Genomic DNA, 26,636 nt, shown 5'->3' with positions numbered 1-26,636 from the left:
CAGGGCGCTTTTCGCACGCCCCCATCACACTGAAGTGATCTACGCCACCAGTCGCACGCACTCCTCCCGCAGTCGTGACCACTTCGCAACCGATTCCGGTCTTGACCGAGACCTATCAAGGAAAGTCGTGATTACGCTCGCGCTATGGCCGACTCGACTGCTTCCACGACCCCCCGCACGGTGCCGTCCCACGAGGACCGCCCCGTGTACGTGATCGGGGGCGGCCCCGGGGGGCTCGCGGCGGCTCACGCGCTGCGCGCCCGGGGTGTACGAGCCGTCGTGCTGGAGAAGTCGGACCAGGTCGGCGCGTCCTGGCGACGCCACTACGACCGCCTGCACCTGCACACCACCCGGCGGCTGTCCGCGCTGCCCGGGCTGAAGATGCCGCGCTCGTTCGGCCGCTGGGTGTCGCGCGACAACGTGGTGCGCTATCTGGAGAAGTACGCCGAGCACCACGAGCTGGAGATCGTCACGGGCGTGGAGGTCTCGCGCGTCGAGCCCGCCCCGGGCGGCGACGGCTGGCTGCTGCACGCCACCGGCGGCCGTGAACTGACCGGCAGCGCGGTGGTCGTCGCGACCGGCTACAACCACACCCCACACATCCCCGACTGGTCCGGCCGCGACACGTACACCGGCAAGCTGCTGCACGCCGGCGAGTACCGCAGCCCGGCCCCCTACGCGGGCCGCGACGTCCTCGTCGTCGGCATCGGCAACACGGGTGCCGAGATCGCCGTGGACCTGGTCGAGGGCGGCGCCTCGCGCGTACGGCTGTCCGTACGCACCGCGCCGCACATCGTGCGCCGCTCGACGGCCGGCTGGGCCGCGCAGTTCACGGGCATCCTCGTACGGCGGCTGCCGGTGCGGCTCGTGGACGGGCTCGCCGGGCCGATGGCGCGGCTGAGCGTGCCCGATCTGGCGGCGCAGGGTCTGCCCCGCCCCGAAACCGGGCTGTACTCGCGCGTCAACGAGGGTTCCATCCCCGTCCAGGACGTCGGCCTGATCGCCGCCGTACGCAGGGGCGAGGTCGAGATCGTGGCCGCGGTGGACGGGTTCGAGGACGACAAGGCCGTCCTCGCCGACGGAAGCCGGATCGACCCGGACGTGGTCATCGCCGCCACGGGATACGTGCGAGCCCTGGAGGGCATGGTCGGCCACCTCGACGTGCTCGACGGTCGCGGACGCCCGGTCGTGCAGGGCGGCCACACCCCGGAGAACGCGCCCGGCCTGTACTTCACCGGCTTCACCAACCCCATCAGCGGCATGTTCCGCGAACTCGCCCTCGACGCCGAGAAGATCGCGAAGGCGGTCGCCCGCCACACGACCACCCCCCAGCCCACCCGCTGAGAAACCGACGACTCTCTCGCCCCCTCCGCCCCTACCCTCCCCCAAGGTCTCGGCTTCGCTCGACCAGGGGGGACCCCCACCACCCCTGGGGCTCCGCCCCAGACCCCGCTCCTCAAACGCCGCAGGGGCTGAAACTCCCCCGCACCCGAAGGCGGGCCGGTGGGACCGAAGTTCCCCCTCGCCCGGAAGATGGGTCGGAGGGCTCAAGCTTCCTTCCGCCCGGACGGCGGACCGGAGGGCTGATTGCTTCCCCGTCCGGGGAAGGAGCAGCCACGACGACGCACCCGTACCCGCACCCGGGAGCGCACGGAAGGGGCCGTGCCGGTACATCAAATGCCCGCAGGCCGGACGGATCGTCACCGCCGTCCACGTCGAAACGCCGATGGGATCCGTTCGGATGCGGGCGGATGTACCGGCACGGCCCCGACCCACCCACCGGACAGCACCCGAACCGCGGCAGACCGGACCCCCACCGGACGGAACCACGGTAGGCCGGACCCTCCGGCGGGTACCTAACAGAAGCCCACCCCTGCACAACGGTTCCTGACGCGACGTCAGTTGCGTAATCTGACACTGCGTCAGTTATCAGTTGGCTGTCACACAGGAGCGGGCGGACCGATGCTTGGATCAACCCACGGCACCCTCACCACCGACTCCCGCCGGGCCCGGGTCATCGCCTGCGGCGAGCAGCCCTCGCCGGTCGTGCACGGACGACCGGCCGAGGTGGACGACCTGGACGTCAGCGGGCGCCCGCTGTACGCCGCAGTACCCGATCTGGACCGCTTCTTCCGCCCCGAGTCCGTGGCCGTGATCGGCGCCTCGGACACCGAGGGGCGGCCGAACACCGGGATCACGCGGCAGCTCATCGGCTGGGCCGAGCGGGTCGGCGCCCGGCTCCACCCGGTGCACCCCACCCGCCGGACCGTCTTCGGCCTGCCCTGCCTCCCCTCCGTGGCGGACCTGCCGGAGCAGGTGGATCTGGCCGTACTCCTCGTCGGCGACCCCCTTCCGGTGATCGAGGAACTGGCCGAGGCCAAGGTGAAGTTCGCGGTCGCCTTCGCGTCCGGGTTCGCCGAGACCGGGACCGAGGGCGCCGCCGAACAGGCCCGGCTCGCCACCGCCGTACGCCGCTCCGGTCTGCGGCTGCTCGGACCCAACACCAACCTCAACGCCTTCGAGAACTTCCGCGACGACCTCGACGGTCCCGCGATCGCCCTCATCACCCAGTCCGGCCACCAGGGGCGGCCGGTGTTCGCGATGCAGCAACTGGGCGTCCGCCTCTCCCACTGGGCACCCACCGGCAACGAGGCCGATCTGGAGACCTCCGACTTCATCTCCTACTTCTCCGAACGTCCCGAGGTCGGCGCCATCGCCTGCTACGTCGAGGGGCTCAAGGACGGCCGCTCCTTCCTGCTCGCCGCCGACCGCGCCGCCCGGCGCGGAGTGCCCGTCGTCGCGGTCAAGGTCGGCCGCACCGAGACCGGCGCCCGCACCGCCGCCTCGCACACCGGCAAGCTGACCGGCGCCGACACCGTCGTGGACGCGGCGATGCGGCAGTTCGGGGTGATCCGCGTCGACGGACTCGACGAACTCCAGGACACCGCGGCCCTGCTGGCGCGGGCCCGCACACCGAGGGTCGACGGGGTCGTGGTCTATTCGATCTCGGGCGGCACGGGCGCGCACTTCGCGGACCTGGCGAGCGCGGCGGGACTGGACCTGCCGGTCCTCTCGGACGCCAAACAGGCCGAACTGCACACCTGGATACCCGACTACCTGAACGTCGCGAACCCGGTCGACAACGGCGGCCACCCGGTCGGCGACTGGCGCGGCCGGAAGATCATCGACGCGATCCTCGCCGACCCCTCGGTCGGCGTGCTGATCTGCCCGATCACCGGGCCCTTCCCGCCCATGAGCGACAAACTCGCGCAGGACCTGGTGGACGCGGCGGAACAGACGGACAAGCTCGTCTGCGTGGTGTGGGGATCGCCGGTCGGCACGGAGGCGGCGTACCGCGAGACGCTGCTCGGGTCGTCCCGGGTCGCCACCTTCCGTACCTTCGCCAACTGCATCACCGCCGTGCGCGCCCACCTCGACCACGCGCGGTTCACCGCCGCGTACCGCTCGCCCTTCGACGAGGCCCCGCGCACCCCGTCGCCCTCCTTCCGCAAGGCCCAGGCACTGATGCGCCCGGGGCAGCAACTGAGCGAACACGCGGCCAAGCAACTGCTGCGCGCGTACGGGATCCGCGTACCGCGCGAGCAGTTGGTGACCAGCGCGGCGGCGGCCGTACGGGCGGCGAGCCAGGTCGGCTACCCGGTGGTCATGAAGGCCTCCGGCGCGCAGATCGCCCACAAGACGGAACTCGGCCTGGTCAAGATCGGGCTGACCTCCGCCAGCCAGGTCCGCGACGCCTATCGCGAGCTGACCGACATCGCCCGCTACGAGGACATCTCCCTCGACGGCGTCCTCGTCTGCCAGATGGTCGAGCGGGGCGTCGAGATGGTCGTCGGCGTCACGCACGACCAGCTCTTCGGGCCGACCGTGACCGTCGGGCTCGGCGGGGTCCTCGTCGAGGTGCTGCGCGACACCGCCGTACGCGTGCCGCCGTTCGGTGACGACCAGGCGCGGGCCATGCTGTCCGAGCTGCGGGGGCGGGCACTCCTCGACGGGGTGCGCGGGGCCCCGCCGGTGGATGTGGACGCGCTCGTCGAGGTCGTGGTCCGGGTGCAGCGCATGGCGCTCGAACTCGGGGACGAGATCTCGGAGCTGGACATCAATCCGCTGATGGTGCTGCCCCGGGGGCAGGGAGCGGTGGCCCTGGACGCGCTGGTGCTCTGCCGCTGAACCGGCTCCGGGCCGCTCGCGCGGGCCCGCACGACGGCCCGCGCGGGCCCGCCGGTGCGCACCGGCCCGCCGGCCCGCACAGCCCGGGCCAAGCACACGGCCCGGGCCATGCACACCGCCCGGCAGACCCGCCCGCAACCGCCGTACGAAACGGAGCACCCCCATGACCGACTCCCCCCGTGTGTCCCGTGAAGCTCCCGAACCCAGCGAAAACCGCGAACAACGTGAACAGCGCGAACCTCGCGACTCTCGCGACTCTCGCGACTCTCGCGACTCTCGCGACTCTCGCGACTCTCGCGACTCTCGCGAACCAACCGAAAAGCCCCTCGACTCATTGATACGGCACACCACTGACAACGCGGTCTCGTGGATCACCCTCGACCGCCCCGAGGCGATGAACGCGCTCACCTGGGACCAGCGGGAACGCGTGATCGAGCTGCTCACGGCGGCGTCCGCCGACCCCGCGGTGCGGGCCGTGGTCATCACCGCGACCGGCCGCGGGTTCTGCGCGGGAGCGGACCTGCGGGGCGGTCCGCCCGCCGGGGAGCGGGTGCCCGGCGATGTCGCCCGCACCATCCGGCTGGGCGCGCAGCGCCTGATCGCAGCCGTCCTCGACTGCGAGAAGCCGGTGCTCGCGGCGGTCAACGGCACGGCGGCCGGGATCGGCGCGCATCTCGCCTTCGCGTGCGACCTCGTCCTCGCGGCCGAACCGGCAAGGTTCATCGAGGTGTTCGTGCGCCGCGGTCTCGTGCCGGACGGCGGCGGGGCCTATCTGCTGCCCCGCCTGGTCGGTCCGCGGCGGGCCAAGGAGCTGATGTTCTTCGGCGACGCGCTGAACGCCACCGACGCGGAGCGGATCGGGCTCGTCAACAGGGTCGTACCGCCCGAGGAGTTGGAGAAGACGGCGCGCGAGTGGTCCGAGCGGCTCGCCGCCGGGCCGACCCGCGCGCTGGCCCTCACCAAACAACTGGTGAACGCCTCCCTCGACACCGACCGCGGCAGCGCCTTCGCGGCGGAGGCGGCGGCGCAGGAGATCAACATGACGACGGCGGACGCCAACGAGGGCGTGGCGAGCTTCGTGGAACGCCGGACCCCCCGCTACGAGGGCCGCTGACACCGGCCCGGGGGAACACCGGGCAAGCCGCACCGTCCCGTGCCGGGCCAGACCGTGCCAGGCCGCGCCGGGCAGCGCCGGACAGCGGAGAGCTACCCCGCCAGGCCGTGCCATGCCGGACAACGCAGAGCCAGGCCCCACCACGCCGTGCCGAACCATTCCGTGCCATGCCAGGCCCCGCCGGGCCATGCCGAACCGGACAGCGCCGAGCCCCCGGCCCGGACCGACAGTGTCGAAGCGAGGCGGGCCCGTTCAGTCCTGCTTCAGTATGCGCAGGTCACCCGAGTCGGGGTCGCCGAAGAGGACGAACAGTTCCGGGTGGGCCGCGGTGCCGCCGATGGTCCAGTACGTGTCGTGGCCGCAGTCGCCGACGCGGACCACGACACCGTCCCGCCGTTCGAGGGCGTGCCCGTCGGCGTACGGGTCGTAGCGGCCGCTGGTGTCGAGGAACCACTTGCCGGTGCCGTCGCAGCGCGTGAACTCCTTGGTGGCCACGTCCCCGAACTCGGGCTGGGCCGGAAGCGCCGTGAGCTCGGCCCGGCCGTCGGCGCGCAGTCGCAGCACGGCCCCGTGATCGCCGTGCCAGACGCCGGTGAGCTGCTCGGCCCCGAGTTTCGGGGGCTCGTACTCCTGGATGACTCCCGTGGCCAGGGCCACCGTGCCCGCCACGATGACCATGAGGCACCCCCCGAATCCCGCGATCGCCGAGCGGAGCCAGATGCGCCGGCCGGCCGGCGGACGTCCGGAGACGCGCTCGCGCCACCGCGTCCGGGCGGCACCCAGCGCGGGCGGGACACCCGACACGGCGATCAGCAGGGCCGGGACGCCGGTGGGCGCGAGGCCGAGGAGGACGACCGCGAGCGCGGCCCAGAACGTGCCGAGCACCAGCACGAAACCCAGGTGCCAGGCACCCTCGGGGCCGGGCGCGCGGCGGGTCACCAGCCGGGCGAGCGTGGCCGCCGGCATCGTGAACGTCACCGCGTGCAGCAGCCCCAGGACGGCGAGCAGGGGCGGCCCGAACACCAGCAGGCACAGCAGGCCGACGGCGGCGAACCCTCCACCCAGCCCGGCGCCGTGGTCGTCGTCGTCGAACGTCCCGACCCACCGGACGGTGAAGGCGACCGCGAACTGCGCCGCGCAGATCGCCGCGGCGAGGTTCACCTCCACACCGGTCCATGTCCACCGGGAGCGCACGGGCCGCCCGGAGTCTGCGCACCTCATGAGGCGAAAGATACGCGGCCGAAACACCTCGTCCGGCGAGGGGTTGCCGCCGTCCGCCCCCACAGGCCCCACCGGCCCCCCGCCCGCGCCCCGCCCCGCCGTACGGTCGCGCTCCCGGCCCGGCGGACCCCTTCCCATCTGACACCTCGTCAGCTTCAATGGAAGACGTGATGGGACACGCAGGGATGGCCGCCGCCGCCGTCCGCTACCTCAGGTCGGCCGGGGCCCCCACCGTCGCGGGGCCCGTCGAAGCACTGCCGCGCCCGGAGCTGCGCGCGGTCGGCGAGGACGAGCGGGCACCGGTCGATCCGGCCGAATTCCGGCGCGTACTGGGCCACTTCGCGACCGGAGTGACGGTGGTGACGGCACCGGGCACGGCCACGGCCACCGGCACCGGGGAGTCCGCCGGCCCGGCCGGCTTCGCCTGCCAGTCGTTCGCCTCCCTCTCCCTGGACCCTCCGCTGATCTGCTTCATGGTCGGCCGTACGTCGACGACCTGGCCGCGGATCGCGCGCGCCGGGGTCTTCTGCGTCAACGTTCTCGGCGCGCACCAGGGCGACTTGTGCCGCGGTTTCGCGGTGAGCGGCGCGGACAAGTTCGCCGGGGTGGTCCACGACGCCGCCCCGGTCTCCGGCTCGCCCCGCCTCGCGGGCACCGCGGCCTGGATCGACTGCACGATCCACGCGGTGCACACGGGCGGGGACCACCTGATCGTGGTCGGCCGGGTCGACGCGCTCGGCACGAACGGCGCCGGCGACGAGCACATTCCTCCGCTGCTCTTCCACAGGGGCCGGTTCCTCGACTGACGCGAGACAGGACCGTCGGCGGCCTGATGCGAGCTGGACCTGGTTCGGCTTGTCCATCCGGCACGAGCGTCGAGCGGCGGGCCGACGGCCCCGTCAGGCGATGGCGGGCGACACCGCCGCGGTCGGCGGGAGCGAAGGCCGGTGGCGCCGGATCACCAGAGCCATCAGCGCGGCCGCCGCGCACAGCGCACCCGAGGCGTACCAGACGACGTCGTACGAGCCGAAGGTGTCGCGGGCGACGCCGCCGAGGAAGGCGACGAGGGCCGCGCCGACCTGGTGGGAGGCGAGGACCCAGCCGAAGACGATGGCGCTGTCCTCGCCGTACGCCTCACGGCACAGGGCCAGGGTGGGCGGAACCGTGGCGACCCAGTCGAGGCCGTAGAACACGATGAAGAAGATCATCGGCGGGTGCACGGTCGGGGCGAGGAGCATCGGGAGGAACAGCAGCGAGATGCCGCGCAGGGCGTAGTACACCGCGAGCAGGCGGCGCGGCTCGAAGCGGTCGGTGAACCAGCCCGAGGCGACCGTGCCGACCACGTCGAAGACCCCGATCACCGCGAGGAGCGAGGCAGCCGCGGTGATGGGCATGCCGTGGTCGTGGGCGGCGGGCACGAAGTGCGTCTGGACCAGACCGTTCGTCGAGGCGCCGCAGATCGCGAACGTCCCGGCCAGCAGCCAGAAGGGACCCGTACGGACGGCGGAGAGCAGCACCCCCACCGTCCGCCGGGCGGCGCCCCGCAGCGGCTCGGGCTTCGGTACGAACTCCGTTGCCCCGTACGGCATCTGCCCCACGTCGGCCGGGTGGTCGCGCAGCAGCAGCCAGACGAAGGGCACGACCGCGAGGGCGGCGAGCGAGACGGTCACCGCGGCCGGACGCCAGCCGTGCTCCGTGACGATCCAGGACAGCAGCGGCAGGAAGATCAGCTGGCCCGAGGCCGAGGCCGCGGTCAGGATGCCCGTCACCAGGCCCTTGCGGGCGGTGAACCAGCGGTTGGTGACCGTCGCCGCGAAGGCGAGCGCCATCGAGCCGGAGCCCAGACCGACCAACAGGCCCCAGCAGAGCAGCAGTTGCCAGGCCGCAGTCATCCATACGGTCAGCCCGGAGCCGACCGCGATCACGGTCAGGGCGATCGCCACCACGCGCCGGATGCCGAAGCGGTCCATGAGCGCCGCCGCGAACGGCGCCGTGAGTCCGTACAGCGCGAGGTTGATCGAGACCGCCGCGCCGATCGTGCCGCGCGACCAGTGGAACTCCTGGTGCAGCGGGTCGATCAGCAGTCCGGGCAGCGACCGGAAGGCCGCCGCGCCGACGATCGTCACGAAGGTGACGGCGGCGACGAACCACGCACGGTGGATGCGGTGACGGGCCGCGGGTCGGATGGGCCGGGAGTCCTCGGAGGCCGGGGCGGCTTCGCTTGTCTGGGTCACGCCATAGATCTTCGAGGAACGGCCCCCACCGAACCACTGGCCCGAAGGACAGCATTCGCTAGGATCGGGCCATGGCCACCTCGGATACGTTCCGTCCGCACCGCGTCGTCGTCCTCGCCCTCGACGGGCTGCTCCCCTTCGAGCTGGGCATTCCGCAGCGCATCTTCGGCAAGGCGCGGGACACCGACGGGCGCTCGCTCTACGAGGTCGTCACCTGCTCGGTCCGGCCACCCGGCCCGGTGGAGACCGACGCCGACTTCGCCGTCCTGGTCGCCAACGGGCCCGAGGCGCTCGCCACCGCCGACACCGTCGTCGTCCCGGCCTCGTACGAACTCGGGCCCGTCCAGCAGGAGGGCATCCTGACCCCCGAGCTGGTCGCCGCCCTCGCGCACCTCCGCCCCGGCACCCGCCTGGTCTCCATCTGCACCGGCAGCTACGTCCTCGCCGCCGCCGGGTACCTCGACGGCCGCCCCGCCACCACGCACTGGATGCACGCCGAGCACTTCCAGCGGCTCTTCCCGCAGATCAGCGTCGACGCGGACGTGCTCTTCATCGACGACGGCGACGTCCTCACCTCCGCCGGGGTCGCGGCCGGGATCGACCTGTGCCTGCATCTCGTACGCCGGGACCACGGCGCCGCCGTCGCCAACGAGGTGGCCCGCCGCACCGTCGTACCGCCGCACCGCGACGGCGGTCAGGCGCAGTACATCCAGCGTCCGGTGCCGGAGGCGCAGTCGGCCGGCACGACCGCCGCCCGCGCCTGGGCGCTCGGCCGGCTCCACGAGCCGATCCAGTTGCGGGACATGGCCGAGCAGGAGTCCATGTCCGTCCGCACGTTCACCCGGCGCTTCCGCGAGGAGGTCGGCGTCAGCCCCGGCCAGTGGCTCACCCGGCAGCGCGTCGAACACGCCCGCCATCTCCTGGAGTCCAGCGATCTGTCCATCGACCACGTGGCCCGCGTCGCCGGCTTCGGCACGGCCCAATCGATGCGCCAGCACCTGCAGACGACCCTCGGAGTCACCCCCACCACCTACCGGCGCACCTTCAGGTCCGGCACCGGAGCGGACGGACCCGACGCACCCGGCACACCCGGTGGACCCGGTGAACCCGGTGAACCTCGTGGCGGGAACTCCCGCGCCTGCTCACGCATATGACGCCCGGACAGCTCGTCTAGAACGTCAGCACCGCCCTCGCCACCTTCCCCGCGTGCGCGTCCTCGGCCGCCCTCTCGAAGTCCTCGACCGGGTACGTCGCCGTCACCAACTCGTCCAGGAGAAGCCGGCCTTCGCGGTACAGCTCGGCGTACAGGGCGATGTCCCGCTGGGGGCGGGACGAGCCGTAGCGGCAGCCCAGGATGGACTTGTCGAGGTACATCGAGGAGACGAGGAAGGAGGCCTCGGCCGTCGCCGGGGGCACGCCGAGCAGGATCGCCTGGCCGTGCCGGTCGAGCAAGTCGACCGCCTGGCGGATGAGTTCGACGCGTCCGACGCATTCGAAGGCGTGCTGGGCGCCGGTGGGGAGGATGTCCTTCACCCGGTCCGTCGAGGTCAGGAAGTGCGTCGCGCCGAACTGGCGGGCCACGGCCTCCTTGGCCGGATTGGAGTCGACGGCGACGATCCGCAGGGCGCCCGCGAGTCGCGCGCCCTGGATGACGTTGAGGCCGATTCCGCCGGTGCCGATGACGAGAACGGTGTCGCCGCGGTCGACCCGGGCCCGGTTGAGGACCGCTCCGACCCCGGTGAGGACGCCGCAGCCGATCAGCGCGGCGGACGTCAGCGGGATGTCCTTCGCGATCCGGACCGCCTGTACCGCCTTCACCACCGTGTGTTCCGCGAAGGCCGAGTTGGAGGCGAACTGGTAGAGAGGCTGCCCGGACCGCGTGAACGGCCGCTGCGGCATACCGATCGCCTTGCGGCACATGGTGGGTCGCCCCCGGTCGCACTCGGCGCAGGTCCCGCAGTTGGCGAGTGTGGACAGGGCCACATGGTCGCCGGGCTCGACATGGGTGACACCCGCGCCCACCGCCTCCACCACACCCGCACCCTCATGGCCGAGCACCACGGGAACGGGGAAGGGTATGGTCCCGTCCACCACGGAGAGATCACTGTGGCAGAGCCCCGCCGCGGAGACCGCCACCCGCACCTCTCCGGGTCCTGGGTCCCGTATCTCCAGATCGTCCACGACCTGGGTCCGCTTCCCGTCGAAGATCACGCCTCGCATCGCGCCAGCTCCCCTCTTCCCGGGCCACCCCGGGCTGCTCCTGGGCCGTACCGGGCATTTCCTGCGCCGTACCGGGCTGTTCCCGAAACCTGTGCCGGGCTGTTCCCGGGACCTGTGCCGGGCTTGCTCCCGAGCCCGCCGAATGGTTCCCGCTCCGTGCCGGGCGGGTCCCGGCTAGCCCCGGGGTTCCTTCGGCAGGCCGAGCACGCGCTCGGCGATGATCGTGCGCTGGATCTCGTCCGAGCCGCCGTAGATCGTGTCGGCCCGGCCGAAGAGGAACAGGTGCTGGGCGGCGTCCAGTTCGTACGGCCGCGCGGCCGACCAGTCCGCCGGACCCACCGCCGCTCCGGCACCCCGCACCTGCACCGCCAGTTCGCCGAGCCGCCGGTGCCAGCCGCCCCACAGCAACTTCGCCACGCTCGGCGCTCCCGCGTCCGCCGGGCCGCCCGAAGTGCCCAGCGTGCACAGCGCGTTCCAGCGCATCGTGCGCAACTCGGCCCACAGCCCCACGAGCCGGTCGCGCAGCACCGGGTCCGCGGCCGCTCCCGTCGCGACCGCCGTCCGCAGCACGCTCCCCAACTCCTCGGCGAATCCGATCTGCTGGGCCAGCGTCGAGACCCCGCGCTCGTATCCGAGCAGGCTCATGGCGACCCGCCAGCCGTTCCCCTCGCCGCCGACCACATGGTCGGCCCGCGCCCGCGCCCCGTCGAAGAACACCTCGTTGAACTCGCTCGTGCCGGTCAACTGGCGGATCGGACGGACCTCTACGCGGCCGGGCTGGTCCATGGGGACGAGGAGGAAGGACAGGCCGTGGTGGCGGGTGGACCCCGGCTCCGTCCGGGCGAGCACGAAGCACCAGTCGGCCTCGTGGGCGAGCGAGGTCCAGATCTTCTGGCCGGTGACCCGGAGGACCCCCGTCGGCGCGGCCCCCTCCTCCCGTACGGCGGTCGTCCGGATGCCCGCCAGGTCCGAGCCAGCGTCCGGTTCGCTGTATCCCTGGCACCACAGCTCCCGGCCCGCGGCGACCGGCGGCAGGAAGCGGCGCTTCTGTTCCGGCGTCCCGTGCGCGATGAGCGTCGGCGCCAGCAGGTTCTCGCCGATGTGCCCGGACCGGGGCGGCGCCTTCGAGCGGGCGTACTCCTCGGCCCATACGACCTGCCGGGTCAGGTCCGCGCGCCGGTTGCCGTAGCCGTCCTCGTCCCAGCCGAGCCCGATCCAGCCGCCCCGGCCGAGTTCGCGCTCCCAGTCGCGGCGCGCGGGCGTGCCGGCCAGGTGTTCCTCCAGCCAGGTCCGCGCCTCGCGCCGGAAGGCCTCGTCCTGCGGACCGAATGCGAAATCCACGCGCTCTCCTCCCACCTGCCCCGACGACGGACTCACGAGACGGACGTACGAGACGGACTCACGGGACGGACTCAGGCGTTGGGGCGCGCCTTCTCCGCCGCCGCCCGCGCCATCGCCTCCAGTTGTTCCAGCAGCGGCATCGGATCGACGCCGACCGTGCCGGGCAGGAAGTCGGCGATCTTCTCCGGGGTCCAGGCGCCCTCGGCGTAGCCGGCGCGCAGTTCGCGGGGCTGGGCCCATACGGCGATCTTGGGGCCGGCGATCGTGTAGACCTGCCCGGTGATGCGCTCGGCGCGGGCCCGGTCCGACAGCAGGTAGACCACGAGGGCGGCCACGTCCTCCGGTTCGCCGATCTCCTTCAGCTCCATGGGGACGTTCGCCGACATGCGGGTACGGGCGACGGGCGCGACCGCGTTCGCGGTGACGCCGTACTTGTGCAGTCCGAGGGCCGCGCTGCGCACCAGCGAGATGATGCCGCCCTTCGCCGCGCTGTAGTTGGCCTGCGCGACCGATCCCTGGTGGTTGCCGCTGGTGAAGCCGATCAGCGTGCCCGAGCCCTGTCTGCGCATCACCGCCGAGGCGGCGCGGAAGAGGGTGAACGTGCCCTTGAGATGGGTCGCGACGACCGGGTCCCACTCCTGCTCGGACATGTTGAAGAGCATCCGCTCGCGCAGGATGCCGGCCACGCACACCACGCCGTCGATCCGCCCGTAGGAGGCGAGCGCGGTGTCGACGACGTGCTGCCCGCCCGCCATCGTCGAGATGTCGTCGGCCACCGCGACCGCTTCCCCGCCGGCCGCCTCGATCTCCTTGACGACCGCGTCGGCGACCGAACTCGTGGGCTCGGCGCCCTCGACGGACACGCCGTAGTCGTTGACGACGACGGACGCGCCCTCGGCCGCCGCGGCGAGGGCGACCGCCCGGCCTATCCCCCGCCCCGCGCCCGTGACGGCGATGACCTTGCCCGCCAAGAAGTTCCCCACGCCCGGCCCCTTCCCGCAGTTTCTGACGGTCCGTTAGATTCAACTCGGATTCTACGACCCGTCAGATACCTGGAGACAAGCCCCCGGGGAGGACTCATGTCGCAGCCGACGCTCCATCCGGAGTTCCACGAGATCGCCAAGCGGGTGAACAACTGGGGGCGCTGGGGGGCCGACGACGAGATCGGAACGCTGAACCTCGTCACCGACGAGGTGGTGCGGGAGGCCGCCGCGACCGTACGGACCGGGCGCCGCGTGCCGCTCGCCCTCCCGCTCCAACAGGACGGCGTGCAGACCGGGATGATCCCGGGACGGGTCAACCCGCTGCACGCGATGGTGCAGATCAACCAGGAGATCTTCGGCCCCGGGACGGTGGCGTGCAGCGACGACGCCGTGACCATGGGCCTCCAGGCGGGCACCCACTGGGACGCGCTGACCCATGTCTCGCACTCCGGCAAGCTCTACAACGGACGCCCGGCCTCCACCGTCACCCCGCACGGCGGCGCCGAGTTCGGCGGGATCGACAAGCCGCGGCACATCGTCTCGCGCGGCGTGCTGCTCGACGTGGCGCGGGCTCGCGGCGAGCACCGGCTGGCCGGCGGGCACGCGGTGACCCCCGAGGACCTGGAGGCGGCGGAGGAGTTGGCGGGCACGCGGGTACGGGCGGGCGACATCGTGCTCGTACGGACGGGCCAGATCCAGGTGTACCTCGCGGGCGACAAGCACGGGTACGGGTATCCGTCGCCGGGCCTGTCGGTGCGCACCCCGGAGTGGTTCCACGCGCGCGATGTCGCGGCGGTCGCCAACGACACCCTGACCTTCGAGATCTTCCCGCCCGAGATCGAGGACCTGTGGCTGCCCGTACACGCGCTCGATCTGGTCGAAATGGGGATGTTGCAGGGCCAGAACTGGAATCTCGAAGAGTTGTCCACAGCCTGTGGACAAGAAAGCCGCTACGCGTTCCTGCTGTCGGCGATGCCGGAACCGTTCGTCGGCGGCACCGGCACACCCGTAGCACCGGTGGCGATCCTCTAGGGGCCCGCCCATCCGAAGGAGCCCGTCCGAAGGGACCCGTCCGCACGAAGGAGCCCGTCCGCCCCGAGGAGCCCGCCCACCCGAAGGCGGCCGACGCCTCCATCCCGCGGGCCGGCTGGCGGCGCGCCTCCCCCACTCTCGACTGCGCCCGACCGGGAGGTCCCCCACCTCACCCCGGGCACGGCACCGCGCGCCGCCATCCGCCTCCGGCGTACCCGCCCTGCCCCCCTGGCCGCGAGGGAGCCGACGCCGAATCGCGACCCACACTCGCCGAGGGCCCCCGTCACCGGAACCCTCGTCGTCCCCTCACGGTGAATCGCTGAACACAAGCGTGATCAAACGGACACGCCACGTCAACACCCACTCGGGGATTTATGGCGCTACACCCCTTTTGAGACAGCGCGTACGGAAGCACGGCCCGGCGCATTCGGCCACAACGGCGGCCGTGTACAGGTGTTTCGTGCATACATGCACAAAAAGGAGCGCCCCGGCGTTCGCGGCCCGCCGCTCAGAAACGGACGGTTCGACGCCCGGCGCGACCGGAAACGCGCGCTCGCCGACCGCAGCGGGCGGAAGACGCGTGGCGCGTCCCTCGCGCGGGGAGAGCGGGCCGTCCCGGACGGCGCCCGTCCCACACGGCGCACACACGGGGTGCCGCCGGGCAGCCGCTAGACCGCCTCGTACGCGAAGCCTCCGTAGTCCGGATACACGGTGGCCGCCGGGGCGCTGGAAGCGCAGCGGTCCACCTCGCACCAGATGCGTTTGCCGGCACCCTCGGGGTTCCAGCCCCAGCGGTCCGCGAGGCCGTCGACCAGTTCCAGGCCACGGCCGTTGGTCTCGTCGCCCTCGGCATGCCGGGGGATCGGCGGCCGGCCACTGGAGTCGGCCACTTCGAGGCGCACGGTGGCGGCCCCGGCACCGCCCGGCAGACACAGGCGCAGCACGGCCGGACACCCGGTGTGCACCACGGCGTTGGTGACAAGTTCGGAGACGAGCAGGATCAGCGTCTCCGCGAGTGGTTCATCGGCTTCTATCCCGGACCCCGCGAGCCTCGAACGGGCCCACTGCCGGGCTCGCCCCACCTCTGCGGGGTCGGGCCGGATCTCCAGCTGCACTTGAAGCACCTGCACCGCTCACACCATCCGAACCGGCGGACACATCGCCTCGCGCCTCACAAGGGCCACGATCGTAGCCATTTTCTGCATGGCCAGAACAAGGATCACGGAACGTGATTCCCTTGCGAGACAGCATGGTTGACGTACAGTCACCCCAACAAGCGCTTCGGGCATATTCCAGCGCGAAGGAGTACGCGTGCGGCATACTGTGCGACGCTCGCCACGGGGAGTCGAACAGGCAGGTGCGGGGGTCCGCCCTGCCTCGCGAGCGGCGCGCATCGCCGGGTTCGGCGCGGCCTCGGGGGCAACACCGGGATGGCTCAGCCTCAGAACCACTCGCATCCCACACAAGGTACCGGAGGCCGGCGCCGACTCCAGGCCGTGACAAGTCACGCCTAGGACACAACCCGGTCTCAACGCTCCGTGATTCCGTTCCGCCACGATCCGCGACATCCGCCCGCGTCCCTCTCGCGACGCCCCAGGACAGCGGCCGTCTACGCGCTCCCGGCCACCAGATCGTCCGCCAGCGCCTCCTCGCTCCGCGTGGCGCCACCCGCACGGTGCGTCCGCGTCCAGGCCCGCTTGAGGTGCAGATGGACGTCGGACTCCCAGGTGAAGCCCATGCCGCCGTACACCTGGAGACAGTCGCGGGCGCCGCGCACGGCGGCCTCGTCGGCCAGCAGCCGGGCCGCCGCGATGTCCGCCGGGTCCGCGGTGACCGCGGCGGCGTAGACCGCGACGCGCGCCACCTCGACCCGTACGAGCATGTCCGCGCACAGGTGCTGCACAGCCTGGAAGGCCCCGATCGGCTGCCCGAACTGCTCCCGCGTCCGGGCGTGTTGCACGGCCGTCCCGCAGGTCCGTGCGGCACTGCCGAGCTGCTCGGCGGCGGTGAGGAGCGAGGTGAGGAGCGTGTCCCCGCACGACGGGGACGCGAGGCCGCCGGGCGCGTCCGGCTCCGGGTGGCCGCCGGGCCCGTCCGGCATCGGACGGCCGCCGGGCCCGCCGGCCGCCCAGGGGTCCCGCAGTGCGCCGCTCCCGGTCCGCGGGGCGGCGGAGGCCGGCAGCCGGTGCAGGGGGGTCAGCGGGTCCACCGAGGCCAGCGGTTCGGCGCCGGAGACGTCCCCGCGGACGATGTCGGCCTCGTCCAGCCATTCCACGAGGCTCCCGTCGGGGGACGTGACGACCACCTCCCCGGTGGCCGCCCCGGCCACGGCGCCCGCGGCGAGATGCGTGGCGATCAGCGGGCCCGGCAGCAGCACCCGTCCCGCCTCCTCGAAGGCCAGCACGGCCTCCGGGAGGCCCTGTCCGACACCGCCGTCGGCCTCGGGCAGACGCAGCGCGAAGAACCCCGCCGCGCCCAGCTCGCGCCACAGCTCCCGGTCGAGGACCCGCGCGCCCACCGGACGCTTCCCGCCGGTCCCGCCTTTCCCGTGCGTCCCGCTTCTCCCGTCCGTCCCGCTTCTCCCGTGCGTCCCGCCCTTCCCGTCCGCCCGGTCGACGGCCGCGCGGAGCGCCTGCCGCCCGAACCGGCCCTCCAGCAGGTTCCGTATCCCCTGCCGCAAGGCCCGTTGATCGTCCGTGAGCCGGAAGTCCATTTCCCGGACTCACCTCCCCCTGGGAAGGCCGAGGATCCGCTCGGCCACGATGTTCCGCTGGATCTGCGAGGTGCCCGCCGCGATGGTGTACGACAGTGACGACAGCCGGTCCAGGGTCCACTCGCGCCCCAGGTCCAGCGCCTCGGGACCGAGGACCTCGGCGGCGGCGTCGAACAGCTCCTGGCGGGCGTGCGAGTAGCCCAGTTTGAAGACCGAACCGCCTACGCCGGGCACGCCACCGGTCCCCTGCGCCTCGCTGACGTTCCACTGGGTGAGCCGCCACAGCGCGCGGAACTCGGCGTTCAGCCTGCCGAGGCGGCGGCGCAGGACGACGTCGTCCCAGCGGCCGTTCTTGCGCGCCTCGCGGGCGACCTCGGCCAGGACGCGACGGCAGGCGACCACTTCGCCGACGAAGGCGGTGCCGCGTTCGTAGGACAGCGTCACCATGGTCACCCGCCAGCCGTCGTTCTCGGCGCCGACCCGGTTGGCGACCGGGACGCGCACCTCGTCGAGGAAGACCTCCGCGAACTCGGTGGAGCCCGCGAGCGTGCGCAGCGGGCGGACGGTGATCCCGGGCGCGTCCATGGGCATCGCGAGCCAGGTGATGCCCCGGTGCTTGCGGGCGCCCGGGTCCGTGCGCACCAGCAGTTCGCACCAGTCGGCGACCTCGGCGTGGGAGGTCCAGATCTTGGACCCGCTCACCACGTAGTCGTCGCCGTCCCGCCACGCGCGCGTGCGCAGCGCCGCGAGGTCCGAGCCGGCGCCGGGCTCGCTGAAGCCCTGGCACCAGACCTCCTCGCCGCGCAGCACGGGCGGCAGCCAGCGCGCCCGCTGCTCCGCGCTCCCCTCGGAGGCGATGGTCGGCCCGGCGTGCAGCAGCCCGACGAAGTTGGCCCCCACGTAGGGAGCGCCCGCCTTCTCCGTCTCCTCCAGGTAGATGAGGTGCTGGGTCGGGGTGGCGCCCCGGCCCCCGGCGTCGACGGGCCAGTGCAGACCCGCGTACCCGGCGTCGTACAGCCTGCGCTGCCAGCCGAGGTCGTACGCCCGTCGCGCGGGCCAGTCGTCCGGGGACGGTTTCGGCGGCAGTGCCGGGAGGACCCCGGCGAGCCAGGCGCGCAGGCGCGCCCGGAACTCCTCCTCCTCGGGCGTGTACGTCAGGTCCACTACAGGTCCAGCTCCAGCATGCGGATGGCGTTGCCGCGCATCAGCTTGTGGATCGTCTCGTCGTCGAGGCCCTTCACGTGGTCGAGGGCGACCTCCTTGGTGTGCGGGAAGGTCGAGTCGACGTGCGGGTAGTCGGTCTCGAAGGTGGCGTTGTCGCGGCCCACCACGTCCAGGGACGCCACCCCGTGCTTGTCGCGGAAGAAGCAGCAGAAGATCTGCCGGTAGTAGTACGTCGACGGGGGCTCCGGGATCAGGTCTTTGACCCCGCCCCAGGCGCGGTGCTCCGACCAGACGTCGTCGGCGCGCTCCAGGGCGTACGGGATCCAGCCCATCTGGCCCTCGGAGTAGGCGAGTTTGAGGCGCGGGAACTTCACCAGGACGCCGCTGAACAGGAAGTCCATCATGGAGGCCATCGCGTTGTTGAAGGACAGCGAGGCCTGGACGGCGGGGGGCGCGTCGGGGGACGCGGCGGGCATCTGGGAGGACGAGCCGATGTGCATGTTCACGACCGTGCCGGTCTCCTGGCAGACCGCGAAGAACGGGTCCCAGTAGCCGGAGTGGATGGAGGGCAGCCCCAGATGGGTGGGGATCTCGGAGAAGGTGACGGCCTTCACGCCCCGGGCCGCGTTGCGGCGGATCTCGGCGACCGCGAGGTCGATGTCCCACAGGGGGATCAGGCACAGCGGGATCAGCCGGCCGCCGCTGTCGCCGCACCACTCCTCGACCATCCAGTCGTTGTAGGCCCGCACACAGGCCAGGGCGACCTCCTTGTCGTGCGCCTCGGCGAAGGTCTGGCCGCAGAAGCGCGGGAAGGTGGGGAAGCAGAGGCTGGCCTCGACATGGTTGAGGTCCATGTCCTTGAGGCGCTCGACGGGGTCCCAGCAGCCGCGCCGCATCTCCGCGCGGGTGATGCCCTCCAGCGTCATCTGGTCGCGGTCGAAGCCGACGGCGGCGATGTTGCGCTTGTACGGGAACTTGAGGTCCTCGTAGATCCACCAGTCGGTCGGCGGACCGTCCGGGTCCATCGTGATCCGGTACTTGCCCGCCACGTAGGCGAGTTCGCCGATTCCCGCGGTGAGCGGCCGTGGGCCGCGCTCCCGGTACTTCCGCGGCAGCCAGGTGTCGAAGAGGTGCGCGGGCTCGATCACATGGTCGTCGACGCTGATGATGCGGGGCAGTTCGGTCATGGTCCCCTCCGCCTGCGTACGGGTCCGTCCGCGGGTGCCCCCGCGACGCATCTGATGGGTCGTCAGATCCCTGTCCAGAAGCAGGCTAGCCCCGCGCCTATGGACCGACAAGGCGGCGAGCCCTACGCTCTGCGCACGATCTGACTGCCCGTCAGGTACGGGCGCCGGAGTGAACGACACCGCAGGGGGCCGAAGTGAACGACACCGCACACGCCCTGAGTTCCGCGCGCACGCTGTGGGAACTGGTCGCCCGCCGTGCCGACCTCACCCCCGACCGGCCCGTCCTGCTGCAGGAGGACCGCTCCCTGACCTTCGGCGAGCTGCGCGAGCGCGCCGAGCGGGTGGCGGCGGGCCTGTACGGCAAGGGCGTACGTCCCGGCACGGTGGTCGCCTGGCAGCTCCCCACCCGGGTCGAGACCGCCCTGCTGTCCTTCGCGCTGGCCCGCATCGGAGCCGTGCAGTCGCCGGTCATCCCCTTCTACCGCGACCGTGAGGTCGGCTTCGCGCTGCGGGAGTCGAAGGCGGAGTACTTCGCCGTCCCGGGCGAGTGGCGCGGCTTCGACCACACCGCGATGGCGCACCGGCTGGGCGCGAAGAACGTCTTCGAGGCGTACGACACGCTGCCGGACGGCGATCCGGCCGTCCTGCCCGCCCCGCCCGCCGACGGCACCTCCGTCCGCTGGATCTACTGGACCTCGGGCACCACCTCCGACCCCAAGGGCGTGCTGCACACCGACCGCTCGCTGATCGCGGGCGGCTCCTGCCTCGCCCACGCGCTGCGGCTGTCCGCCGACGACGTGGGCTCGATGGCCTTCCCGTACGCGCACATCGCCGGGCCCGACTACACGGTGATGCTGCTGCTGTACGGCTTCCCGGCCGTGATGTTCGAGCACTTCGCGCTGCCCGCCGCCCTGGAGGACTACCGCGCGCACGGTGTGACGGTGGCGGGCGGGTCGACCGCGTTCTACTCGATGTTCCTCGCCGAACAACGCAAACGGCCCGGCGAGCCGGTCATCCCCACCCTGCGGCTGCTCGCGGGCGGGGGAGCCCCGAAGCCGCCCGAGGTCTACCACTCCGTCGTCCGGGAGATGGGTGTGCAGCTCACCCACGGGTACGGGATGACCGAGGTCCCGATGATCACGATGGGCGCGCCGGACGACTCCGCCGAGAACCTCGCGACCACGGAGGGCAGGCCCCCCGAGGGCATGGAGATACGGATCGTGGACGCGGCGGGAGCCTCCCGGCCGCCCGGCGTGGACGGGGACGTACGGCTCAGGGGGGAGGCCGTGTGCCAGGGGTATCTGGACCCGGCGCAGACGGCGGAGGCCTTCGACGAGGACGGCTTCCTGATCACCGGGGACGTCGGGCATCTGACCGGAACCGGGCACCTCGTTCTCACCGGCCGGGTGAAGGACATCATCATCCGCAAGGGCGAGAACATCTCCGCGAAGGAGATCGAGGACCTGCTGCACCGGCACCCGGCGGTCGGGGACGTCGCCGTGATCGGGCTGCCCGACGCCGACCGCGGGGAACGCGTCTGCGCGGTGGTCGAGCAGCCGGCGGGGGCGGCCGGGCTGACGCTGGCGGAGATGACCTCGTACCTGCGCGGCGAAGGGCTGTCCGTGCACAAGCTGCCGGAGCAGTTGGAGGTCGTGGACGCCCTCCCGCGCAACGAGGCCCTGCGGAAGGTGCTCAAGTACCGTCTCAGGGAGCGCTTTTCGGGGTGAGGTACCGGCCGCGCCCGACCTGCCGCGCAGGGTGGGTGGGTGGCCGGCCGCCCCGGAGCGCTACTCCGGCACCGTGAAGTAGCGCGCGAACGCGCTCACGACCTCCGTCTCGCCGATCCGTCCGTCGGCGTCCGCGTCCAGGGCGGCGGCCGCGGTGGCGGCCGTTTCACCGCCCACTCCGAGGGCCCGGAGAACGCGCGCGGTCTCCTCGACCGTGGCCGCGCCGTCCCCGTCGGTGTCCGCCACCGCGAGGGCCGCGTGCAGGAAGGGGCGGGCGATCTCGGCGAACCGCTCGGGGTTGTCGCGCAGCCGCTTCACGGCGCCGCTCACGAACTCCTCGCGGGTGATCCGCTGATCGCCGTCCCGGTCCGCGATCCCGGCCATGCCCTGCCAGAACGCCTCGGCTCCGATGTACAGGGCCTGGCCCCTGTCCGACCGGGCCGTCGTACCGAACTCGGCGAGAAGCGCCTTGGTCGCGGCGTTGAAGTCCTCCCGGTCGATGTAGCCGTTGCCGTCCTGGTCGAAGCCGGCGAACCGGGCGGCGATCCTGCGTTCGTACTCGGTACTGACCATGGTGTGTTCGGACCGCCTCACTTCTCAGCCGGCCTGGGCCGGACTGCGGTTCATCCGGGACGGAGCGTACGACGCCCGAGGCACCCGGCGAGCCGGAAAACGACGGTTGTACCAAGACCGCAAAAATTCTGGAACAACAGCGTGGCGGTGCGTCGCGCAGCGAACCGGGGGCGTCACTCCCGGCGAGAACAGGACGGCGAACAGGGACATGGGGGTCAGGCCGACAGCGGGCGGGACTCCTCGTCGACGGCCGCGTCGACGTCGGGGTACACGTCGAAGAGACGGCGCACGCCGAGGGCCCCGAGGACCCGGTTGACGTGGGAGCCGTCGGCCGCGCCCCCGGCGGGCAGGATCAGCCGCAGCCGCCCCCGGCAGGAACGCATGAGGCGGCGGGCGGCGATCAGGACGCCGACACCGCTGGAGTCGCAGAACACGACCTCGGAGAGGTCCAGGACGATGCTGTGCCGGCCCGCGGCCACCACGTCGTGCACGCTCTGGCGCAGCCCCGGCGAGGTCACGAGGTCGAGCTCGCCCGACACCCGCAGCACCGACCACTCGTCCTCGTGGCGGCCCAGGGGGCCGGCACCGCCCGTACTGCCTGGACCGCCTGTACTGCCTGCACTCCCCGTACCGCCCGCGCCGCCCTCGCCGTCGGTCACGTCGGTCACGTCGGTCACCTTGAGCGTCACCGCCACGCCTCTCGCTCGCCTCGCCCAGCAGAAACGGAAGCACTCCGTACGCTTCCTTCCAGCGCGGCTGCCCCGCCGTACTTCCATGAAACACGGATCCGGCCAGGAAGAAACGACTGTCTACGGTCGAAAATGCTTCACGAGGGTTCTCTTTCGGTCGCATACGAGCAGTTGTGGTCACGTCCGGGGGTGGAAGTGCCCCGCCTCTACCATCCACGGCCTGTCCAGGGGCGCACATTGACGCAAAGGGGCGTGCGTTGCCGGACGTGCCGACTACATTCAAGACACGAGTTGCGCACAGTCTGGACAGCGGCACCGCACCGCCGGCCGGGGACGGGGGACACGGCCGGGACACCTGCCGGACACAGGAGCACACGGATTCACGGATCGCGTGGATCGCACGGATACACGGGCAGTACACGGGCAGGCGCCGGGCACGACCAGGGTGAGGGGGCCGTATGGCGAAGCAGGACGCACCGCCCCGCTGGGACCGCAAGATGCAGCAGCGGCTCTCGCGCGGGGAGGCGGCCGCGCTGGGTGAGCTCTACGACCGGTTCGCCTCGCTCGTGCACGGGCTCGCCCATCGCGTGCTCGGAGACGAACGGGCCGCCGACGGGATCACCCGCGAGGTCTTCGCCCATGTCTGGGAGAACCCCGAGGCGTACGACCCCAAGCAGGGCCCCCTGCGGTCCTGGGTGGCCGCACTGACCCACCGCCTCGCCGTGCAGCGCCTGCGCGCCACCGAGACCGCCGCGCTCGCCCAGGGCGGCCACGGCACCGCCGAGGAGCTGGAGCGCAAGGTGCGCAGCGCCTCCGTCGCCGCCCGCGCGGACTACATCGTCACCTCCATGCCCACCCCGCTGCGGACCGCCCTGGAGCTCGCGTACTTCCAGCGCCGTGACTACCGCCAGGCCGCCGCCGATCTCGGCGTCACCGAGGACGAGGCCCGCCGCCGGCTCCGTCTCGGCCTGCAGCTCCTGTCCACCGCCCACGAAACCGGGCCCGCCGGCGCACCACCGGAATACGGGGGTGCGCGGTGAGCGACGGGAAGGACCGGTCCGCCTCGTCCGACGACGAGGACGGACACGAGAACGGGCACGAGAACGGGCACAGGCACGAGGGCGTGGACGAGGACAGGCACGAAGGCGTGCACGAGGAAGCGGACGAGGACGGGCACAGCGCCATGCATGAGGACGGGCGGAACGGCGGCGACGCCGGGCCTCGGCCGGGCGGACCCCCGCGCATACCCCTGCCACGCGCCTCGGTGGAGGACACCGGACTGCCGCTTCCCGAACCGGCCGCCGTTGCCGGTGACCCGGCACCGCTCGTCCTGGAACACCGGGTCCTGAAGTCGCTGCTCGGCGCGTGGGCGCTGGCCGCCTGCTCGGCGGACGAGACGACGGCCGTCGAGGACCACCTCGGGCACTGCGGTTCGTGCGCCGACGAGGCACTGCGGCTGCGCGAGGCGGTCGGCCTGCTGCACCCGGCGGAGAGCCTCGACCTGGACCCGGCGCTGCGCACCCGCGTCCTGACGAACTGCCTGGACCGGCGTCCGCCGCGCATCCCGGTCCCCGGGTGGGCCGCTCCGTACGACGCGGAGACCGCCCGCCTCGACGCCCTGCTCCAGGACATCGGCGGCTCCGAGTGGCACGCGCCCGTGCGGCTGCGCTGGTTCGACGGCGACGGGCCCGTGAGCCGCCGTACGACGGTCGCCGGGGTCATCGCCCATCTGCTGAGCGTCGACGGACTGGTCGCCGTCGCACTGGGCCTCGACGACCCGCTGGGCGGACCCGGCGCGGAACGGCCGACGCCGCAGGAGCGCACCGAGGCGTACTGGCGTGCCGCGCGCGTCCCGCCCACCCGGTCCGTGCGCGGGCCCTGGCGGGAGCAGAGCCACAGCATCGTCCGGACGGTGTCGTTCGTGGAGGAGGGCGCCTCCCCCGCGGGCGAGGCCGCGGGCGGGCAGGGCTCCGGGCGGCTCACCGTGGCGTACGGCGGTTTCGACCTGCCGCTCAGCGACTCGATGCTGGACCGGGCCTTCGAGTGCTGGGTGCACGCGGGGGACATCGCCGACGCGGTGGACTACCCGTACGAGCCGCCGGCTCCCCGGCACCTCCACCGGATGATCGACCTGGCCGCGCGGATGCTGCCCGTGTCGCTGGCCGAGCGGCGCCGGGCGGGACTCTCGGCCCCGTCGTCGGCCCGGCATCTCGTCACGGCGGGAGCCCCGGGGCGGAGCCTGCGCCTTGAGATCGAGGGCTCGGGGGGCGGCGAGTGGCTCATCCCGCTCGACTCGCCCGGCGCCGTCGGCTCCGCCGAGCGCGAGGTGGCCCATGTCGCCCTGGACGGGGTGGAGTTCTGCCGCCTGGCGGCGGGCCATGTGTCCCCGGAGGAGGCGGCCGCCGGACAGGACGGCGACCGCGAGGCGATCAGGGACGTGCTGTTCGCGGCCGCGTCGTTGAGCCGCATGTAGCCCGACCGGGGGCCGAGCTGCGGTGCGCTGAGCCGAGCCGAGCCGAGCCGAAGCCTCAACCCCCCGGCGCCCGTGCGCCGTTACGCGGTCACGCGAAAACAACCGTCCGGCGTCCGTTCAGCAGGATGCGGCGTTCCGCGTGCCATTTCACCGCGCGGGCCAGCGCCTGGCACTCGACGTCACGGCCGATGGCGACCAACTGGTCGGGGGTGACGTCGTGGCCGACCCGCTCGACCTCCTGCTCGATGATCGGGCCCTCGTCGAGGTCGGCGGTGACGTAGTGCGCGGTGGCGCCGATGAGCTTCACACCCCGGGCGTGTGCCTGGTGGTACGGCTTGGCGCCCTTGAAGCTCGGCAGGAAGGAGTGATGGATGTTGATGATGCGACCGCTGAGCTGCTTGCACAGGTCGTCCGAGAGAACCTGCATGTAGCGGGCCAGGACGACCAGCTCGACGCCCTTCTCGCGCACCAGCTCCAGCAGTTGCGCCTCGGCCTCGGCCTTGGTGTCCCTCGTCACCGCGATGTGGTGGAAGGGCACGTCGTACGACCCCACGAGCTCGGCGAAGTCCGTGTGGTTGGAGACCACCGCGGCGATGTCGACGGGCAGCGCACCGATCCGCGCGCGGAAGAGCAGGTCGTTCAGGCAGTGGCCGAACCTGCTCACCATGAGGACGACGCGCATCCGGTCCTCGGCCCGGTGGATCTGCCATTCCATGCGGAAGGCGTCACCGATCGCCGTGAAGCTCGCGCGCAGCTTCTCCACCGACACCGGCGACTCCGCCGAGAAGTGGACGCGCATGAAGAACAGACCCGTGTCGCGGTCGCCGAACTGCTGACTGTCCTCGATGTTGCAGCCGGTCATGAACAAGTAGCTCGACACGGCGTGCACGATGCCCTGCTTGTCGGGGCAGGAGAGGATCAGGACGTACTGCTCGGCGGCGGGCTCGGCCCCGCGGACGGACGGCTCATTCATGCGGGACAGGGTCCCATACCAGGCGCCCGCGGCGGAGTGTCGTCCCGCCACGCGGACGCCCCGGGGGCACCCCACCGCGGCCCCGAGGCCACCCTGCGGGCACCTTCGTGAGCATCTCGCCGACCGGGCGCCTCCACCGCGACCGTCGCGGGCCGGGCCGACCGCGTTCGCGGCGCGGCGGGCCGGACGGCTACGCCGACCGCGTCAGGATGCGCAGGACCTCCAGTGTGCGCGGAGGCGTGTCCGGGTCCTCGCCGTCGCTCGACGCGAGCCGTACGTGCGCGGCGCGCGCGGCCTGCAGGGCCTCCGGCCACGCCTGGTGGTCGAGATAGGCGGAGACGGGGGCGTCGGGACCGACCTGGTGCATGATCCGCAGGACCCGCAGGACGGCACTGTCCACGAGGGCGGCCTCCTGGGAGTCCCGGAAGATCGTGCCGACGTACTTCTCGGCCGACCAGTTGTCCAGCCAGGTGTCCTCGACCAGGCGGTACACGGCGTCGGTGACGTCGCCGTACCCGTCCACACCGGCGAGCCAGACGTCTCGCTGGAACGCGGGGTCGGAAAGCATGTGCAGCGCGGAGCGCACATTGCTGCGCCAGCGCCACCACGGCATGTCGTTCAGTGGCATGCCGCCCATGGTGGATGAGCGACGACCGCGACGGGAAGAGTTCTCCGAGTCTTGCACGGTCACCGATCGTACGTTCCCTGTGAAAAACAGTTCATCGGCCCCCGCAATTCACCTCTGCGTCACCTTGTGTCGACCGCGGGTCACACAAGGGTTCTCGGTGTGGGGGAATCGTGCAT

22 protein-coding genes are annotated in these 26,636 nt (G+C 72.2%); 9 read left to right on the top strand and 13 right to left on the bottom strand.

Annotated elements, in window-relative coordinates; translation table 11 throughout:
* Positions 1-144 precede the first annotated feature (144 nt).
* From OHT01_RS22530 to OHT01_RS22520, 3 genes are all read left to right on the top strand, one after another.
* Complete coding sequence (locus OHT01_RS22530) at positions 145-1,344, top strand: flavin-containing monooxygenase (RefSeq protein WP_328554926.1); 1,200 nt, start codon at positions 145-147, stop codon at positions 1,342-1,344.
* A 618-nt stretch (positions 1,345-1,962) separates the two neighbouring features.
* Complete coding sequence (locus tag OHT01_RS22525) at positions 1,963-4,188, top strand: acetate--CoA ligase family protein (protein ID WP_328554925.1); 2,226 nt, start codon at positions 1,963-1,965, stop codon at positions 4,186-4,188.
* 334 nt (positions 4,189-4,522) lie between these two features.
* Positions 4,523-5,302, top strand: coding sequence for an enoyl-CoA hydratase/isomerase family protein (locus OHT01_RS22520; RefSeq protein WP_328554924.1), 780 nt, complete (start codon positions 4,523-4,525; stop codon positions 5,300-5,302).
* Positions 5,303-5,554: 252 nt separating this feature from the next.
* Here OHT01_RS22520 and OHT01_RS22515 read toward each other — a convergent pair whose 3' ends face one another.
* Positions 5,555-6,523 (bottom strand): hypothetical protein, encoded by a 969-nt coding sequence (locus OHT01_RS22515; RefSeq protein WP_328554923.1) that lies wholly within the window; start codon positions 6,521-6,523, stop codon positions 5,555-5,557.
* Between the two features lie 170 nt (positions 6,524-6,693).
* Between OHT01_RS22515 and OHT01_RS22510 the strand changes: the two genes are divergently transcribed.
* Complete coding sequence (locus OHT01_RS22510; protein ID WP_328554922.1) at positions 6,694-7,329, top strand: flavin reductase family protein; 636 nt, start codon at positions 6,694-6,696, stop codon at positions 7,327-7,329.
* A gap of 93 nt (positions 7,330-7,422) precedes the next feature.
* Here the strand turns inward: OHT01_RS22510 and OHT01_RS22505 are convergent, their stop codons facing one another.
* A complete protein-coding gene (locus OHT01_RS22505) occupies positions 7,423-8,757 on the bottom strand; it encodes an MFS transporter (protein WP_328554921.1) in 1,335 nt (444 codons plus the stop codon).
* 71 nt (positions 8,758-8,828) lie between these two features.
* Between OHT01_RS22505 and OHT01_RS22500 the strand changes: the two genes are divergently transcribed.
* The gene (locus OHT01_RS22500) at positions 8,829-9,911 is read left to right on the top strand and encodes a GlxA family transcriptional regulator (protein WP_328554920.1); all 1,083 of its coding nucleotides are present in this window, start codon (positions 8,829-8,831) and stop codon (positions 9,909-9,911) included.
* 16 nt (positions 9,912-9,927) lie between these two features.
* Here OHT01_RS22500 and OHT01_RS22495 read toward each other — a convergent pair whose 3' ends face one another.
* The 3 genes from OHT01_RS22495 to OHT01_RS22485 form a co-directional block, all read right to left on the bottom strand.
* On the bottom strand, positions 9,928-10,977 hold the full coding sequence (locus OHT01_RS22495) for a Zn-dependent alcohol dehydrogenase (protein ID WP_328554919.1): 1,050 nt from the start codon (positions 10,975-10,977) through the stop codon (positions 9,928-9,930).
* A 174-nt stretch (positions 10,978-11,151) separates the two neighbouring features.
* Positions 11,152-12,318, bottom strand: a complete 1,167-nt coding sequence (locus tag OHT01_RS22490; RefSeq protein WP_328554918.1) for an acyl-CoA dehydrogenase family protein — start codon at positions 12,316-12,318, stop codon at positions 11,152-11,154.
* 71 nt (positions 12,319-12,389) lie between these two features.
* Complete coding sequence (locus tag OHT01_RS22485; protein ID WP_328554917.1) at positions 12,390-13,301, bottom strand: SDR family oxidoreductase; 912 nt, start codon at positions 13,299-13,301, stop codon at positions 12,390-12,392.
* A gap of 96 nt (positions 13,302-13,397) precedes the next feature.
* On the opposite strand from OHT01_RS22485, the gene OHT01_RS22480 reads away from it, so the two are divergent.
* Complete coding sequence (locus OHT01_RS22480; protein WP_328554916.1) at positions 13,398-14,333, top strand: cyclase family protein; 936 nt, start codon at positions 13,398-13,400, stop codon at positions 14,331-14,333.
* A gap of 668 nt (positions 14,334-15,001) precedes the next feature.
* Here OHT01_RS22480 and OHT01_RS22475 read toward each other — a convergent pair.
* The 4 genes from OHT01_RS22475 to OHT01_RS22460 all read right to left on the bottom strand — a co-directional run bounded on the left by OHT01_RS22475 (position 15,002) and on the right by OHT01_RS22460 (position 19,397).
* Positions 15,002-15,463, bottom strand: a complete 462-nt coding sequence (locus tag OHT01_RS22475) for an ATP-binding protein (protein WP_328554915.1) — start codon at positions 15,461-15,463, stop codon at positions 15,002-15,004.
* A gap of 479 nt (positions 15,464-15,942) precedes the next feature.
* A complete protein-coding gene (locus tag OHT01_RS22470; RefSeq protein WP_328554914.1) occupies positions 15,943-17,046 on the bottom strand; it encodes an acyl-CoA dehydrogenase family protein in 1,104 nt (367 codons plus the stop codon).
* Between the two features lie 9 nt (positions 17,047-17,055).
* The gene (locus tag OHT01_RS22465; protein WP_328554913.1) at positions 17,056-18,210 is read right to left on the bottom strand and encodes an acyl-CoA dehydrogenase; all 1,155 of its coding nucleotides are present in this window, start codon (positions 18,208-18,210) and stop codon (positions 17,056-17,058) included.
* Complete coding sequence (locus OHT01_RS22460; RefSeq protein WP_328554912.1) at positions 18,210-19,397, bottom strand: amidohydrolase family protein; 1,188 nt, start codon at positions 19,395-19,397, stop codon at positions 18,210-18,212. The genes OHT01_RS22465 and OHT01_RS22460 overlap by 1 nt, the downstream gene beginning before the upstream one ends.
* 194 nt (positions 19,398-19,591) lie before the next feature.
* On the opposite strand from OHT01_RS22460, the gene OHT01_RS22455 reads away from it, so the two are divergent.
* Positions 19,592-21,124 (top strand): class I adenylate-forming enzyme family protein, encoded by a 1,533-nt coding sequence (locus tag OHT01_RS22455; RefSeq protein ID WP_328554911.1) that lies wholly within the window; start codon positions 19,592-19,594, stop codon positions 21,122-21,124.
* Between the two features lie 60 nt (positions 21,125-21,184).
* Here OHT01_RS22455 and OHT01_RS22450 read toward each other — a convergent pair whose 3' ends face one another.
* Both OHT01_RS22450 and OHT01_RS22445 read right to left on the bottom strand, forming a co-directional pair.
* The gene (locus tag OHT01_RS22450) at positions 21,185-21,697 is read right to left on the bottom strand and encodes an EF-hand domain-containing protein (protein WP_328554910.1); all 513 of its coding nucleotides are present in this window, start codon (positions 21,695-21,697) and stop codon (positions 21,185-21,187) included.
* Between the two features lie 215 nt (positions 21,698-21,912).
* The gene (locus OHT01_RS22445) at positions 21,913-22,272 is read right to left on the bottom strand and encodes an STAS domain-containing protein (RefSeq protein ID WP_328558220.1); all 360 of its coding nucleotides are present in this window, start codon (positions 22,270-22,272) and stop codon (positions 21,913-21,915) included.
* A gap of 572 nt (positions 22,273-22,844) precedes the next feature.
* Here OHT01_RS22445 and OHT01_RS22440 point away from each other — a divergent pair.
* Complete coding sequence (locus OHT01_RS22440; RefSeq protein WP_328554909.1) at positions 22,845-23,426, top strand: sigma-70 family RNA polymerase sigma factor; 582 nt, start codon at positions 22,845-22,847, stop codon at positions 23,424-23,426.
* A gap of 143 nt (positions 23,427-23,569) precedes the next feature.
* On the top strand, positions 23,570-24,859 hold the full coding sequence (locus OHT01_RS22435) for a maleylpyruvate isomerase N-terminal domain-containing protein (protein WP_328558219.1): 1,290 nt from the start codon (positions 23,570-23,572) through the stop codon (positions 24,857-24,859).
* An 88-nt stretch (positions 24,860-24,947) separates the two neighbouring features.
* Here OHT01_RS22435 and purU read toward each other — a convergent pair whose 3' ends face one another.
* Entirely contained in the window at positions 24,948-25,832 is an 885-nt protein-coding gene (purU, locus tag OHT01_RS22430; RefSeq protein ID WP_328554908.1) for a formyltetrahydrofolate deformylase, read from the bottom strand.
* A gap of 190 nt (positions 25,833-26,022) precedes the next feature.
* Positions 26,023-26,523 (bottom strand): SCO4402 family protein, encoded by a 501-nt coding sequence (locus OHT01_RS22425; protein WP_328554907.1) that lies wholly within the window; start codon positions 26,521-26,523, stop codon positions 26,023-26,025.
* Between the last annotated feature and the right edge of the window lie 113 nt (positions 26,524-26,636).

The sequence above is a fragment of the Streptomyces sp. NBC_00358 genome, assembly GCF_036099295.1.
Lineage (GTDB): Bacteria > Actinomycetota > Actinomycetes > Streptomycetales > Streptomycetaceae > Streptomyces.
This window is presented reverse-complemented; position numbering and strand designations above follow the sequence as displayed.